Annotated in this window: 13 protein-coding genes and 2 pseudogenes; 5 read left to right on the top strand and 10 right to left on the bottom strand. The window is 62.9% G+C overall.

The window, feature by feature from the left end; translation table 11 throughout:
- Positions 1–738 carry an HAD hydrolase-like protein gene (locus tag IB238_RS21325; RefSeq protein WP_192251834.1) on the top strand — a complete coding sequence of 246 codons (738 nt, stop codon included), beginning with the start codon at positions 1–3 and terminating at the stop codon, positions 736–738.
- A gap of 41 nt (positions 739–779) precedes the next feature.
- The gene (locus IB238_RS21320) at positions 780–1,661 is read left to right on the top strand and encodes a MurR/RpiR family transcriptional regulator (protein WP_192251832.1); all 882 of its coding nucleotides are present in this window, start codon (positions 780–782) and stop codon (positions 1,659–1,661) included.
- Between the two features lie 583 nt (positions 1,662–2,244).
- Here IB238_RS21320 and IB238_RS21315 read toward each other — a convergent pair.
- From IB238_RS21315 to IB238_RS21295, 5 genes are all read right to left on the bottom strand, one after another.
- Positions 2,245–3,237, bottom strand: a complete 993-nt coding sequence (locus IB238_RS21315) for an ABC transporter permease (protein ID WP_192251830.1) — start codon at positions 3,235–3,237, stop codon at positions 2,245–2,247.
- Positions 3,234–4,214: an ABC transporter permease gene (locus IB238_RS21310; RefSeq protein ID WP_192251828.1), complete on the bottom strand. Its 981-nt coding sequence runs from the start codon at positions 4,212–4,214 to the stop codon at positions 3,234–3,236. The genes IB238_RS21315 and IB238_RS21310 overlap by 4 nt, the downstream gene beginning before the upstream one ends.
- Positions 4,211–5,746, bottom strand: a complete 1,536-nt coding sequence (locus IB238_RS21305; RefSeq protein ID WP_246723762.1) for a sugar ABC transporter ATP-binding protein — start codon at positions 5,744–5,746, stop codon at positions 4,211–4,213. The genes IB238_RS21310 and IB238_RS21305 overlap by 4 nt, the downstream gene beginning before the upstream one ends.
- Positions 5,747–5,905: 159 nt before the next feature.
- Positions 5,906–7,030, bottom strand: coding sequence for a sugar ABC transporter substrate-binding protein (locus tag IB238_RS21300; RefSeq protein WP_192251825.1), 1,125 nt, complete (start codon positions 7,028–7,030; stop codon positions 5,906–5,908).
- A 226-nt stretch (positions 7,031–7,256) separates the two neighbouring features.
- Complete coding sequence (locus tag IB238_RS21295) at positions 7,257–8,297, bottom strand: LacI family DNA-binding transcriptional regulator (protein ID WP_192251822.1); 1,041 nt, start codon at positions 8,295–8,297, stop codon at positions 7,257–7,259.
- Between the two features lie 211 nt (positions 8,298–8,508).
- Here IB238_RS21295 and IB238_RS24660 point away from each other — a divergent pair, with 211 nt between their 5' ends.
- The 3 genes and pseudogenes from IB238_RS24660 to IB238_RS21280 form a co-directional block, all read left to right on the top strand.
- Entirely contained in the window at positions 8,509–8,670 is a 162-nt protein-coding gene (locus IB238_RS24660) for a histidine phosphatase family protein (RefSeq protein WP_246723761.1), read from the top strand.
- A gap of 372 nt (positions 8,671–9,042) precedes the next feature.
- Positions 9,043–9,156, top strand: a pseudogene (locus IB238_RS24650) (NAD(P)-binding domain-containing protein); the annotation flags it as partial.
- Between the two features lie 11 nt (positions 9,157–9,167).
- Positions 9,168–9,520: pseudogene (locus IB238_RS21280) on the top strand (DDE-type integrase/transposase/recombinase); the annotation flags it as partial.
- Positions 9,521–9,731: 211 nt separating this feature from the next.
- Here IB238_RS21280 and IB238_RS21275 read toward each other — a convergent pair.
- From IB238_RS21275 to IB238_RS21255, 5 genes are all read right to left on the bottom strand, one after another.
- Positions 9,732–10,538 (bottom strand): BtpA/SgcQ family protein, encoded by an 807-nt coding sequence (locus tag IB238_RS21275; protein ID WP_192251820.1) that lies wholly within the window; start codon positions 10,536–10,538, stop codon positions 9,732–9,734.
- A gap of 70 nt (positions 10,539–10,608) precedes the next feature.
- A complete protein-coding gene (locus IB238_RS21270) occupies positions 10,609–11,484 on the bottom strand; it encodes a sugar ABC transporter permease (protein ID WP_192251817.1) in 876 nt (291 codons plus the stop codon).
- A gap of 89 nt (positions 11,485–11,573) precedes the next feature.
- A complete protein-coding gene (locus IB238_RS21265; protein ID WP_192251814.1) occupies positions 11,574–12,857 on the bottom strand; it encodes an extracellular solute-binding protein in 1,284 nt (427 codons plus the stop codon).
- A gap of 40 nt (positions 12,858–12,897) precedes the next feature.
- Positions 12,898–13,698 carry a carbohydrate ABC transporter permease gene (locus IB238_RS21260; RefSeq protein ID WP_246723759.1) on the bottom strand — a complete coding sequence of 267 codons (801 nt, stop codon included), beginning with the start codon at positions 13,696–13,698 and terminating at the stop codon, positions 12,898–12,900.
- Between the two features lie 3 nt (positions 13,699–13,701).
- Entirely contained in the window at positions 13,702–14,802 is a 1,101-nt protein-coding gene (locus IB238_RS21255; RefSeq protein ID WP_192251811.1) for an ATP-binding cassette domain-containing protein, read from the bottom strand.
- Between the last annotated feature and the right edge of the window lie 14 nt (positions 14,803–14,816).

The raw sequence follows: 14,816 nt of genomic DNA, 5'->3' as shown, positions 1-14,816 counted from the left end.
TTGTCTGAACCTGACCTCGATGCCGACGGCTATCTCATTGATCTGGATGGAACGCTGATCGCGGGCCGGAGCGTGCTTCCGGACGCAACGTGGCTTCTGGAGCAGGTGCGCGGCCGATTTGTCATTGTGTCGAACAACGCCGAGCACACGCCCGATCAGTTGGCCCGCGCCCTACGCGGCATGGGACTGGGTATCGACAGGGAGCAGTTGCTGCTCGCTGGCACCGCGGCCATCGATACGATCGCCGAGGAGTGCCCCGGGGCTTCCGTTCTGCTCCTGGGGAGCGCATCGCTGCGAACCTATGCCCGCCGCAGTGGGCTTCGCCTCGATTCGCCGCGTCCGGACATCGTGCTCGTGGCCCGGGATCGCCATTTTTCCTATTCGCGGCTGGCTGCCGCCGCCGAAGCGCTCAGCGACGGTGCCGAGCTCGTCGTGGCCGCGCCCGATCGCAACCACCCGGGCGCCAACGGCAAGCCGGTGCCGGAAACCGGAGCGCTGGCGGCGGCGATCCTCGCCTGTGTGGGGCCGGTCCCGCACCGGGTGATCGGCAAGCCGGAGCCGGCGCTATTCGAGATGGGCTGCGCCCGGCTGGGGATTGCCGCCCAGAACGCCCTGATGATCGGCGACAACCCGGAGACCGACGGACTGGGATCGAAGCGGATCGGCATGCGGTTCCTGCGGGTGGAGCGCGGATTGATCCGCGCCACGAAACCGCAGCTCCAGCACGTTGCAATTTGAAGCCGGGTGGCGCAACACAGCAGAGTTGGGGGAGGACAGGCATGGTTACGGATCGCGAGAAGCTCGACGCAGGGCAAGGCGTTGCCGGAGTGCTCGACAGGATCCGGGCGATCCGTCGCGATCTGCCGCCGACGGCGGGGCGCATCGCCGATTTCATCACCGATCACGCCGCCGAGGTCGTCCACATGTCGGTGACGGAAGTCGCTGAGCGGGCGGAGGCGAGCGAAGGCAGTGTCATTGGGCTGTGCCAGCTGCTCGGGGCGCGGGGTTTCCAGCAGATCAAGATCTCGCTGGCCCGGGATCTGGTGCAACCGGTCCAGTTCATCCACGAGGACCTGGCACCGGACGACGCCGTTGCGACGGTGATCGAGAAGGTCTTCCGCTCCGACATGCACGCGCTGCAGGATACGCAAAAGGCGCTGGACGTCGAGGCGATGGCGCAGGCGGTGAAAGCGATCCGCAAGGCGCGACGCGTCGAAGTGTTCGGCATCGGCAGCGCCGCCACCATCGCCGAGGACACCAACTATCGCCTGCTGCGCATCGGCATCGAATCACGGGCCAGTGTCGACAGCCACGTTCAGGCGATTACCGCCTCGCTGGCCGACCCGTCGGTGGCGGTGATCACCATCTCCCATTCCGGCAGCACGGTCGAGACGCTGACGGCCACGCGGCTGGCCAAGGCGGCGGGCGCCACCACCATCGCCATTACCAACTTCGGCAAATCGCCGCTTCTCGCCCATGTCGACATCGTGCTCAACACGTTGGCGCGCGAAACCCAGTTCCGCACCGAGGCGATGACGAGCCGTATAGCCCAGCTCGCCATCGTCGACGCGCTGATCGCCTGCCTCGCGCTGGCCGACTACGAGCGCTCGGTCGCCACCATCGGCAAAACCTTCGAGGTGCTCTCCGCAAAACGCGTATAGTCCCTGCAGTTTCCTCAGCGGTCAGCGGGCGCGTCAGTCTCGCGGTGAGTGTCAGTGTGATCATGCGGAACCGCCTGTATCCGGGCAAAAGTCCGTTCAGCGCAAGGATCACGCGAGCTTCTTCGCATTGTCCGGAAGGTCCTGAGGTCCTGAACGCAAGGCAAAAAAATGGGCCTGCGAAAATCGCGGCCCATAAAGTGTGAAGGTAATTTGTACCTCCAGAGGGAACAGCTGGTGCGACGGCACTGGGAGGAAAACCGCCATGTGCATCAGCTGTAGGCGTTATGTCGGAATTTTGCCCAATTGGAAAACATTTATTGTGCAACGCAGCTATGCGAGTGCTGCGCTGCTCATATATGGGGCCGCGAATCAGGCCGCTATTGCACCCATCGCGTTCAGACGCGCGGCTGCCGGCGCATTTCGTTCAGCTCGTCTGCGAAGGCGGCGTCCTCCAACGCCGGCCACTCGAATACATCCGGCAGCCGGCGAAGCTGACGCGTGGTCAGCGCCAGCCGACATCGCGGAGAGGTGCAGGGGGGGAAGGAGCGCGGCGTGATCGACACGGCGATCAAGTCCCACGCAATCACTGGTTCGCAGGAGCCCGTCCATAGAGCAGAAGCATGGCGATGATGACAAAACCGTAGACGATCTGGCGCCCGGCTTCCGGCATTTGCATGACGGACAGAATCGATTGCAGCAACGTGATCAGGATGACGCCAGCTACCGTACCAAGGTAGGAGCCCCGGCCGCCGAGGATCGAGGTGCCACCGAGCACCACGGCGGCGATCGAGGGCAGCAGGTAGGCGTCGCCCATCGCCTGGGCGGCCTTGGAGGCGTAACCCGCCAGGAGCACACCGCCAAAAGCGCTCAGCGTGCCGGAAACGGCAAAGGCGATCATGATGACGCGGCGGGTGTCGATCCCGGAGAGGTAGGCGGCCCGCTCGCTGTTGCCGATGCCATACACCGCGCGTCCGAAAGTCGTGCGCATCAGCAGAAACACCATCGCAGCACTGACCGCCGCCCAGACGAGGATGGCGTTCGGCACCCCCGGAATGATGAAGCCGGTCGCGAGCCAGCGCATTGCTTTGGGCGCCGAGTCCTGTGGCGAGAAGCCGCCGGTGTAGAGGACCATCAGCCCCTGGACGACGACGTTCGTCGCGAGCGTGACGATCATCGAGGGTATGCGCATATAGGCGACGCCGAAGCCATTCAGCAGGCCGAAGACCATCCCGCAGAAAATGCCGAAGGGAATGGCGAGGATCGTGCCGATGGAGCCGGACCCTGCGGCCGCGCAGGCCATCATCGCACCCATCGTCATCACCCAGGGTACGGAAAGGTCGATCTGGCCGAGCAGGATCACCAGCATCATGCCGGCTGCAATCACGCCGAGGAACGAGGCGACCTTCAGTTGCTGCAGCAAATATTCAGGAGAGAGGAAATTGCTTGAATAAAGGCTGCCGAGCAGGAGCAGGAGCAGGATGCAACCGAAGGCGATAAGCACAGCCGGGTCGACATGGCGGAACGGAGCGGGCAGCCGGGCGCGGAAGGACATTTTGTTTTCCGTTGCCTCTGTCATTGGAACCAGTCCAGCCGGTTGCGCACGCGCAAAAGCCCAATGGCACCGATGCTGATCGCGATGAGCAGCACGATCCCCTGCAACAGCGGTTGCCAGAGCGGATCGACGTCGAAGACAAACAGCATATCACCGGTGGTGCGTGCGGCAAACGCGCCGAAGATCGCGCCCACCGCGCTACCGCGCCCGCCGTAGAGCGAGACGCCACCCAGCACGACGGCAGCAATCGACCAGAGCGTGTAGCCGCTACCGCTCGCATAAGCCGCTTCGCCCGTATACGTGAAGAAAGTCAGGAACAGCCCGCCCATGCCGGCAAGCAGGCCGGCGAGCGTGTAGGCGGCAAGCTTCGCTCGCCGGATGGGAACGCCTGACATGAACGCGGCCGCCTCGGAGGAGCCTGCCGCATAGGCGGCGCGTCCAATCTCCGAACTCCTGAAGGGCAGCCAGACGAGAAGGACGATGCCCAGAAGCCCGACGAGGCTGGAGGGGATCGTGCCGAACAGCCGCCCGGTCAGGGCGTCGGCCAGGTCCTCGTTCACCGAGCCGCCGGGAAAGGGTCGCAGCAGCAACGCCAGGCCGAAATAGATGGCGCCAGTCGCGATCGTCGCCACGATCGGCTGTAACCGGCCATAGATGACGAGCAAGCCATTGATCGCGCCGCAGATCGTCCCGGCGAGCAACACGCCAGCAAGGCCGAGCGCCGTCTGCATCGGCGTGCCGACGACGATCCATGAGGCGATGCAGTTCGTCAGCACGAAGATCATACCCACAGACAGGTCGATGCCCGCTGTGATCACCACCATTGCCTGGGCCATGGCGATGAAGGCGAGCAGGACGCCCTTGTTGGCTGCCGTCTGTGCGACGTTGACGGTCAGGCCCGCCGGGTGGTTGGCAATGTAGACGCCGAACATCAGGAGAAAGATGGCAAGCCCCATCAAGGTCCCGCGCTGTTCATTCAGCCAGTAGCGCCATTCGCTCATGCCACGGACTCCGCTTGCGCGTCGACGTGGAGCGCACTTGCGACAAGTGCGCGCTCGGTAATGCCTTCGCCTTCGAGTTCGCGCACGATGCGTCCGTCGTAGAGAACCAGAACCCGATCGCAGCAGCCGATCAGTTCGTCATAGTCGGTCGAATAGAAGAGGATGGCCGCTTCCGCGTCCGCAAGCCGGCGTAACAGCTGGTACATTTCCTGCTTGGTGCCGACATCGATACCGCGCGTCGGGTCGTTGAGCAGGATGATCCGGGGTCGGCGCATCAGCCACTTGGCGATGACGACTTTCTGCTGGTTGCCGCCGGACAGCGAACCGACAGGAGCGTCGAGACCGGCGGACTTGATGGCCAGCAGGCGGATCAGCTCGTCGATCTCACGTGCTTCCTTGTCGCGGTTGATGACGCCGCGCACCGACAGCTGGTCGAGCGCGGCGAAGGAGAGGTTCTCGCGCACGGTCATCGGCTGCATCAGCCCCTCGGACTTGCGATCCTCCGGGATCAGCGCCATTCCGATCCGGCCCCCGCGCGCGGCCCTGGGACTTGCGATCGATGTCACCACGCCATCGATGCTCACTGTGCCGGTCGTTCCCCTGAGGACGCCGAAAAGCCCGAGGAGCAAGTCGCGCTGACCCTGGCCGTCCAGCCCGCCGAGCCCGACGACCTCGCCGGGGCGGACTCTCAGTGTGATATCGCGCAGCCGGTCGGACCAGCTGAACATATCGCAGGCCAGCAGGGGATGGGCCTCGCGCTGCCGCTGCGGCTTGGGCGGAAAGACGCTGCTGACCTCGCGACCGATCATCATTTCGACCACCTCGCTACCGGAGCGGGTTCCGGCAGCATAACTTGCCACGTTGCGGCCGTTGCGGAAAACGGTGCATTCGTCAGCAATCTCTCTGATCTCCTGCATGCGATGGGAGATGTAGAGCAGCGCCAGGCCCTCGGAACGCAGCCGCCTGAGCACGGCGAACACCTTCGCCACGTCGCCGGCCGTCAGCGCCGACGTGGCTTCGTCGAGGATCAGGATGCGCGGCTTCCAAGCGAGCGCCTTGGCGATCTCCACCATCTGGCGGCGCGACAGGGGCAGGTGGCGAACGAGCGTGCGAGGGTGGATATCTTCGGCGCCGGCTCGGGCAAGCGCCTCTTCCGCTAGCCGCCTTTGCGCGGCGCGGTCGATCAGTCCGAATCGACACGGCGGGTTGGAGATTGAGATATTGTCGGCGACGCTCAAGTCAGGAACCAGCGATAGTTCCTGAAACACGCAGGCGATTCCGGCGTGGGCCGCCTGCGCCGGCGACCGGAACGCCGCCTCGCGGTCATCAAGGAGCATACGGCCCTCGTCCGGGGAAACGACGCCGGCCATGATCTTGATCAGGGTTGACTTTCCCGCCCCGTTTTCGCCGAGGATCGCGTGGATGCGGCCGGCCTCGACCACGAGCGATGCGTTCTCCAGGGCGCGGACTCCGCCATAGCGCTTGCAGATGCCCTCCATCCGAAAAAGCGGAGTCGCGCCCTGTGACTGCATTGCCGTCGTGGCCCCTCGTTCTGTGCTCCCGCCGCCAAACCGGCAGCGTTACGCGGGGATGTTTTGATCGGACCGTTCCATCGCGCTCCCGGCGCCGTTCTCGTGGGATGCCGCGGCTCTGACCGCAACATCGCCTGGACGGGGCAAAATTGGACCGCCTTACTGGTTTTCCTTCGTCTGCCCCATGATTTCCTGCGCGCTGAAGTTGATTCCGCAGGTCGGGAAGGAATTGCCGACGAAGAAGTTATCGGACTGGTCGGGATAGAAGTCCTGGCCTGCCTTGAAGTTCGGATCCTCGACGATGGCGAGCGGCAGCTTGATCGATTGCGGCACCACCTGGCCCTCAAGGGCTGCGATCGCCGTCTTGATCGCGACCGCCACCTGGGCGGGACCGGTGCCGGCAGATGAGCATTTCAGGCCTTCGCCTGCGTGTTTGGCACAGAACTTGCGGAACCCGTTCTCCGTCTCACCGCCGAAGGGCACGAAGGGGTGCCCCGCGTCGATCATCGCCTGCACCACACCGGTGTCGCCGCCCTGGGCGGTAATGCCGTCGAATTTCTTGTGCACGGCGATCGCATCCGCCGTGGCTTTCTGCGCGGTCGGATCGTCCCACTTGCCGACGACTTCCACCACATCCCATGTCTTGCCCGTAGCGCCGAGCGTCTCATGGATCCCGTTATGCCGATCGGTGTCGACCGAGGTGCCGGCGACGCCGCGGACCTCGAGGATCTTGCCGCCTTCGGGCAGGTGCTTTGCCAGCCAGTTGGCCCAGAGGATGCCGAGACCCTTCTGGTCGACGTTGACGTTGATCGCATCCTCGGTGTCGAGAATGTTGTCGAAGGCGACGAGCACGACGCCGGCCTCCTTGGCGCGCTTGATCACCGGGCCGAAGGCTGTCGGGTTCTGTGCGTTGACAACGATTGCGTCAAAGCCGGAATCTATGAAATTGTTGATGGCGGATATCTGTGCGGGGACATCTTCCCCAGTCGAGACGACCTTGAACTCCTTGAGCTTGGCGGCGACGTCTGGTTGTGCCGAATAGGCCTTCGCCGTCTGGACCATCTGAATGCGCCAGGTGTTGGCAATGAAGCCGTTTGCAAGGGCTATCCGATAGGGACCTTCCTTTTTCGGGAACTTGAAGAATTTTGCTTCCGCAGTCCATGGCGCGAAGCACTCCGGTTCGGCAGCGGGGCCGCTGACAACTTCAGGCTCGGCGCGTGCGGTCGTGGAGGCGAGGATAATCGCAGCAGTGGCGAGAAGGCCACTGAGGAAAGGCCTTTGCATCGAATTCCCTCCCGGTCGTTGTGGTGCGGGACGCGGAATCGAAATAAACAAAACCGGAAAGATCGAGCACGTGCAGCAGGCAATGGCCTGCATTCCAGAACCATTCCGACAGTTCATCTCGATGCGCTATTCCGGTGACGTCTCGCGAGCTCCTCCCTTGACGCCACCAAACGATGGTAGCGCTACCAATTTGAGTTGTAAAGCGGGCGTGATGCATCGCCTCCGGTCACTTCTTCGCTCGTGCCCGGGTCGTGCTTTCGCGGATTTTCAGTTCGAAACCAAGGTCGACAACGGAAGGCTCGGGGCGTTCGCCGTCAAGCGCTGCGCGGGCCATGGCAATCGCCCGTCGCCCGATTTCGTATCGTGGTGTACGTACGCTGGTGATCGGTGGATAAGCAACGGCCATCATCTCGAGATCATTGAACCCGGCGATACACATGCGTTCCGGAACTGGGATTCCTGTCCGATGGCACTCGAACAGCACGCCGAGCGCCAGGTCATCGTTGTTGCAAACGATCGCGTCCAGGTCCGGTGCCTTGCTCAAGGCCCGACGAAACAGATCAACACCCATCGATGCGCTTGAAGGCAAGGGCGTGATCGTCACCAGCGCCTCGTCGAACATACCACTGGCCTGCAACAGCGCCCGGTAGCCTGCGAGGCGCCGTTGCGTACGCGGATCCATGCGTGCGCCCAGAAAGCCGATGCGTCGGCATCCCGCCCCAAGCAGGTGGTCGGTCACTGCGCGGCCGCCTTCGAAATGCGAAAAGCCGACCATCATATCGATTGGGTCTGGGCCAATCTCCATGATCTGAACGATGGGGCAACCTGCGGCTTCGAGAAGGCGGCGGGTTGCGGGCAACTGGTCGATGCCGGAAACAATGAGGGCGGAGGGGTGTTGCGCGATAAAGACTTTCAGCAGCCGTTCCTCCTCGTCCGCCGAATAGTGTGTGTTGCCGAACTGTATCTGCAGGGTGCTGTCGTCCAGCCCGTCATGAATGCCACGCAGAACCTCGGCAAACACGTTGTTGGTCAGCGAGGGAATGAGGACACCGATGACGTCTGCGCGCGCGGAGGCAAGTGCCCGTGCATTCGGATTGAGAACATAGCCCAGGGCGTCGATCGCGGCGTCGATCCGCGCGCGCAGCGCGTTCGAGACGCGCTCGGGCTCGCGCAGCGCGCGGGATACCGTGATCGTGCCCACGCCGGCATGGCTTGCGACATCTGCAAGCGTCGGTCGGCCGCTACCTCGCTTGGATCGGCGCAACACAGGCTCCCCAGCTTAACCTTTGCCTTCAAATCGTCGGCAATCAAGCATAGTCGAACCGCGACGTCTTGCGAGTGAAGGCGACAGCGGCGCTCGGTCGAGACTATCTTTCTCATCTACGACGCGTCGCGGTAGGAGTACCATCAGTTTTAGCGATGGTATAGCTTGCACTAATGACAGCCGGGCCCGTCCGCATCCGGCAAGAAGCAAAACAATGCAGCGAGCCGTTCAGACCTGCGACATCGCCGGTTTCGGGTCAGTGGAAGTCGCTCGCGACCTTCTGGAATGGATCTACGGCGCCTATGAAGGCCGCCGCATCGTCGACATTCACAAGGAGAGGCCCGCAACTTTTTCGCGATGGTTGCCCCGGCGGTGAGACGCCGGCGGATGTTGGCGCGAGGGCGGATCGTGTGCTCGCGCGCGTTAGCGCCATCGATGGAGACGTGCTGCTTTTTTCCAGCGGCCAATTCCTGCGCACCCTCACCGCCCGCGGGCTCGGGCTCGCCCCTGCGGCGGGCAGATATTTTCAGTTGAGCACGGCATCGGTCAGTATCCTCGGTTTCGAACAGGATGGGTCCGATCCGGTGATCCGCTGTGGAACGAGACCGCGTCGGTGCGCAAATGACCGTTTTGCGCGTGCCCAGTGCGACAGGGATCGAGAAGCCAGTAGGGGCATGGGGTGCTCGAAAATGCAGTCCGTTGGCCAGCCTCGATTCAACATTGCAAGGAAAGTGTCAAGCAGCTCGGTATGATCGGACTCGGCCGCATGGGTGCCAATACGGCGCGCCGGCTGCTCAGGAATGGCCATCACTGCGTTGTGTTCGACCAGTCGCCGCAGGCTGTTCAGGCAGCAGGAAAAGGCGGACGGTGTCGGTTCTCGACGAGATTGTTCAGAGCCGACGCGATACGAAAGCCGCCAAGCGATTGCTCATCAGGCTACTGAAGAAAGCAGGCATGCCGCCCAAGCGGATCATCACGGACAAGCTCCGCCCATATGGCGCAGCCAAGCGTGACGTTATGCCGGCTGTCGAGCACCGATCCCACAAGGGTCTCAACAATCGAGCGGAAAATTCTCATCTGCCGCTGCGAAAGCGGGAAAGGACGATGCAAGGTTTCCGATCAACAGGAAGTCTACAGCGCTTCATTTCGATCTTCTCCGCGCTTCGATATCTCTTCGTCACCCCACGTCACACGGATCCGCGCTGGCCACACACACTCACCGCATTATCGTCAAACCATGGAGCCAGCCGAGCTTCGAGACCTTCCTTCTCGTCAGCATCAGCTCACCCGAAGAAAACGACCATTCCCTCCGCGCCTTCGGAGAAGTAGAAACCGCAGGTGATGCTGCTGTCTCTCATCCTCTGCGCCGGCGTCCGGCAGAAACCAATAGCCTCGTTAGCGGACCGGGAGCGCGCAAGCGCGCACCCGGCCTTTCGGTCAGCCGCGCGTCTTGCGCACGATGGCCATGAATTCTTTCGCCCGCTGCGGATCGACGGCGTTCCAGGTATGACCATCGATCTTGAGCGAGGAGCCCACGACGCATCCATCGGCGACCTTCAGCACATCGGTGACCGTCGCATGCTTGACCCCGGTATTGGCGAGAACAGGCGTATCGGACAGCGCTTTCTTCACCGATTCCAGATCGACCATCTTCGCCGACTCCCCCGTGATAGCGCCCGAGACCAGCACGGCATCGGGAATCGAGGAGAACACCGCCGAACGCGCCCGGTCCGCGAGCGGGCGGCTGTCGAGCGAAGCGGCGAATTCGGCCGAAACATTGTTGAGGATCACCAGATCCTTACGGTCGAGCTGGCGCGCGCGGCGCATGGCGCGGCCCGCATTCGGGGTCCAGGGGCCCATGTCCGAGGCATAGGTGCCCGTGAAGATCTCACGCACGAAAGACGCGCCGGTGGCCGCCGCCAGCGCGACGGTGCTGTCGGGATCCCACAGCACATTGACGCCGAAGGGCTTTTCGATCCGCTCGGCAAGGCGGCCGATGACGAAGGCCATGGCCGAGGTGGTGGCGATATCGACCTTGAGCTCATAGGGACGGTCGTTTTCGTTGCCGAACATCACGGCGTCGACCCCGGCGGCCTGCAGGGCATCGAGATCCCTCAGGGCGCTCTGGTAGATGCCCTCGACCCCGGCATCGGCGTCGTAAAGCGGAGTGCCGGGCATCGGGTTCAGGTGAACCATCGCGATGACCGGTTTGATTCCGCGGAAAAGATCGGCAAATTTCGTCATGTTGTTCTCCGTTTTCCGCCAGCCGGAAGGCGTAAGGCGAGTCTTGGGTTGAGAGGGTTGGGAAGGGCGATCAGCTTTTCCGGCGTTCGATCAGCCAGAAGAAGACGATGGTGATCAGCAGGATGATCAGGAGGAGAATGAAAGCGGCGGCGGAGCCCTCGTTCACCTGCAGACCCTGAAAGGCTCGTTTGTAGGCGAAGAAGGACAGAAGCTCGGTCGAGACGCCGGGGCCGCCCTTGGTCAGCACATAGATCAGGTCGTAGGTGCGGAATTCGTTGATGAGCTGGATCACGATCGCAATGACCGAAACCGGGCGAAGCAGCGGCAGGGTGATGTACCAGAACCGCTGGAGCGGGCCCGCGCCATCCACTTCGGCGGCCTCGTAGGGCTCCTTCGGCAAGGAGGCGAGCCCGGCCGACAGCAGAAGGACGACGAAGGACGTCTGTTGCCAGATGTCGATTGAGATCAGTGTGGAAAGCGCGAGGGAACTGTCGCCCAGCCAGTCGACCATGGGCAGGCCCATTGCCGCAAGCGTCTGGTTGACGATGCCCAGATTGGGCTGCAGCAGCATGCGCCAGATCAGCGCCACGGCGACCGGCGACATGGCCATCGGCACGGTGAGGATGGCGAAATAGAGCCCGCGTGCGGTAAAAATCTGCCGCAGCATCAGCGCGATCGCCAGGCCGATGACGAACTCGCCGATCACGGCGGCCGCCGAATAGCGCAGCGTCAGCCACAGCGAATGCCAGAACAGCGGCTCGCTGGCGATCTTCAGGAAATTCGCCATGCCGGCGACATTCAATGCGGGCTTGATCATGGTCATCGTGGAGAGCGAGATCGCCAGCGCGTAGAGCAGCGGAAACCCCATCACCACGGTCAGCATGGTCAGGCCCGGAGCTGCGAAGCTCCATCCGGCACGGATCCTGTTTCGTGCGATCGCGTTCATGCGACGATCCCTTTGATATTCTCACGCCGTTACACGGCGAAATCGGATAGCGGCTTGCGGGCCACCAACGGGGCCCGCAAGCACGGAATTTACTTGGCCAAAAGTTCTTGCAGCCCCTTGGCCGAAGCTTCCAGCGCGGCATCCACCGTTGCGTCACCGCTGGCGGCAAGCGAGATCTGGGTGCCGAGCAGGTCCTCGTACTGCGGCGAGTAGGTGAAGATCGGGAAGCTCTTGCCCGCGGCCACGATCTCGCCGGCCAGCGCGTAGAACGGATACTTCGCCAGCACCGCCGGATCCGTGAACACATCCGAGCGCACCGGGGCATGCCCCTGTAGAGCGCGCTTCACCGAGACATCCTTGGACTGCACCCACGAGATGAACTTCCAGGCGGCTTCCTTCTGGTCGTCAGGGATGTTCTTGGGAATGCCCCAGCCCCAGCCGCCGCTTTCGCCATGGCCGCCCGGCATCACCGAGATCGCCACCTTGCCCGCGACTTTCGGGCAGGCTTCGGCGTTGTCGATCTGCGGCAACATCCACCAGTAGGTCACCATCGAGAAGGACTCGCCCGCGCACATCAGCCGCAACGTGTCGTCGAGCGTGGCCGAAAGCGCGCCGGTCTGGGCTGCGTTGCCGATCATGTCGGTGTAGAGCTTCAGCGCGTGTTTGCCCGCTTCGGAGTTCAGCACCACGGTGCGGTCCTTGCCGAAATAATCGCCGCCCGCGGCGAAGAGGTAGTTGGAGAACTCCATCGAGTTGGGATCGCCGCGCTGGCCCTGCATGGCAGCGCCGTTGACGCCACCCTCGGCCTTCATGAATTTCGCAATGGCGACGTAGTCATCCAGCGTGGCGGGAGCAGCGAGCTTCTTGCCGGTCGCCTTTTCGAATTTGGCGGCAAGATCGGCATTCTCCAGAAGATCGGGACGATAGATCAGCCCCATCGAATAGTTGTACATCGGCAGGATCGGCATTGCCTCGTCGGTACGGCCGAGAAGGTCCAACATCGACGGGATGACCGGGGCCAGGTCGAAGCCGGTCTTTTCCACATAGGGCTTCAGATCCTCGAGCCAGCCGCCGGCAGGGAATTCGCCCGCCCAGAGGAAATCGACCGACAGGAGGTTATACTGGCTCTCGCCGCCGACGAGCTGGGCCACCAACTTGTCATGCATGTCGCCATAGCCGACTTTTTCGAATTCGACCTTGATGCCGGTTTCGGTTTCGAATTCCGGCAGCAGCGCCTCGATGATTTTCGTCTCGGGCACATCCTCCATCAGCGCGCGCAAAACCACGCCTTCGGCAAGGGCGGTCTCCGCCCAAAGAGTGGCAGCCAGGCTGCCTGCGACAAGGAAGGCTTTGTTTTTCAATCCGGTTTTCATGTGTTCCTCTCTGGTTTCATTTCTGTCGGCATGAAGGCACTTATCTGACTGAGCCAAAGGACAGGCCCTGCACCAGATATTTCTGGATGAAGCGCACCGCGATCAGCAGCGGTAGAATGGCGAGCGAGACCCCGGCGGAGACTTGCGCGATCTGAACGCCGTTCGATGTTTGCAGCGCGGCGAGCGCCACCGGCACGGTGGCGGTTTTCGAGCCGCCAAGGATCAGTGCGAAGAGAAATTCGTTCCACGACAGGATGAAGCCCAGCACGGCGGCGGCCATGATGCCGGGGGTCGCCACCGGCAGCACGATGCGCCAGAATGCGCCCCAGCGGGTGGCGCCGTCGGTCATGGCGGCCCCTTCCAGTTCCTCGGGAATGGACTCGAAGAAACCCATCAGGATCCAGGTGAGAAAAGGCAGGTTGATCGCGGCATAGGCCAGCGTCAGCCCGGTCAGCGAATTGGTCAGCCCCGCCAGCCGGTACAGCATGAAAACCGGCAGGGCCAGGGCGACCGGCGGCAGCATCTGGCTGGCGAGCGTCGCAAAGCGGGCGAATTTGCCGCCGGTGCGAAAGCGGGCGAAGGCATAGCCGGTCATCGCCGCCAGCGGCATCGACAGCACCACCGACATCGCCGCCACGATCAGCGAATTGAGGTAGTTCGTGCCGAAATTCTTTTGACCGAACAGCGCTCGATAGTTGTCGAGGGTGAGTTCGGGGAAAATCGCCGTCGAATAGGACAGGCGCTCGGGCACCAGCGAGGTGCGCAACACCCACAGAATCGGCAAAAGCACGATCATGCAGGCGACGATCAGGCCGATATGGGAAAGGACGCGCCGCAGCATGGCTCACGCCTTTCGCGGATAGGCCGCGCCCGAGGCGGCGTTGAACAGATGCATCGCATCCATATCAGCATGCAGCGTCACCTGATCGCCGAAGGCGGGCAGGAAATGCCGTCCGGTGCGCGCCGACACCGTGACGCCGCCAGCCTCGATGCCGATCAGGTTTTCCGCGCCCAGCGCCTCGCGCATCACCACCTTGCCCGTAACAGGCAGAGTATCCGGCGTGGGCTCGGTCAAGAGATCCTCGGCGCGCAGCCCGAGCATCACCGGTTCCGCCGCCGCACGGGCGTAGAGCGCGGACTGGGCCCCAGGCAGGACGCCCGAGACCGGTCCCGCATCGATCGACAACGCACCTCCGGCCGCCGTCAGCCGCGCTGGAATGAGGTTCATCGCGGGCGAGGCTAGAAATTGCGCCACGAAAGTATTGACCGGATTGGCATAGACGTCGAGCGGCGCACCCACCTGTTCGATATAGCCGTCGCGCATGATGCAGATGCGGTCGCCCATGGTCATGGCTTCCACATGGTCATGGGTGACGAACACCATGGTCTTGCCGAGGCGCCGGTGCAGCTTCACCAATTCCTGCCGCATCTCGCCGCGCAACTTGGCGTCGAGGTTGGACAGCGGCTCGTCCATCAGGAACACGTCCGGTTCGCGCACCATGGCCCGGCCGAGCGCCACGCGCTGGCGCTGGCCGCCGGAAAGCGCACCCGGTTTGCGGTCGAGATAGGGCACAAGGCCGAGAATCTCGGAAGCCAACTTGATCCTCGCATCCTGCTCGGCCAGTGGCGTGCCGCGCATCTTCATGCCGAAACGCATGTTCTCGCGCACCGACATGTGCGGATAGAGCGCATAGCTCTGGAACACGACCGCGACATTTCGCGCGCGCGGCGGCAGCTCGGTCACGTCGCGCGCGCCGATACGGATTCGGCCCGCGGTGACTTCCTCCAGGCCGGCGATCATCCGCAGCGTCGTGGATTTGCCGCAGCCCGACGGCCCGAGAAGCACCATGAATTCGCCTTCTTCGATGGTGAGGGAAACATCCCTCACCCCGAATATCCCGCTGCCATATTCGCGGCTGATGGTGTCGAGTGTAATCGCGGTCAAAGGAGCCTCATGGG

Origin of the sequence: Rhizobium sp. ARZ01, assembly GCF_014851675.1 — a bacterium.
In the GTDB taxonomy this organism is placed as follows: Bacteria; Pseudomonadota; Alphaproteobacteria; order Rhizobiales; family Rhizobiaceae; genus Mycoplana.
This window is presented reverse-complemented; position numbering and strand designations above follow the sequence as displayed.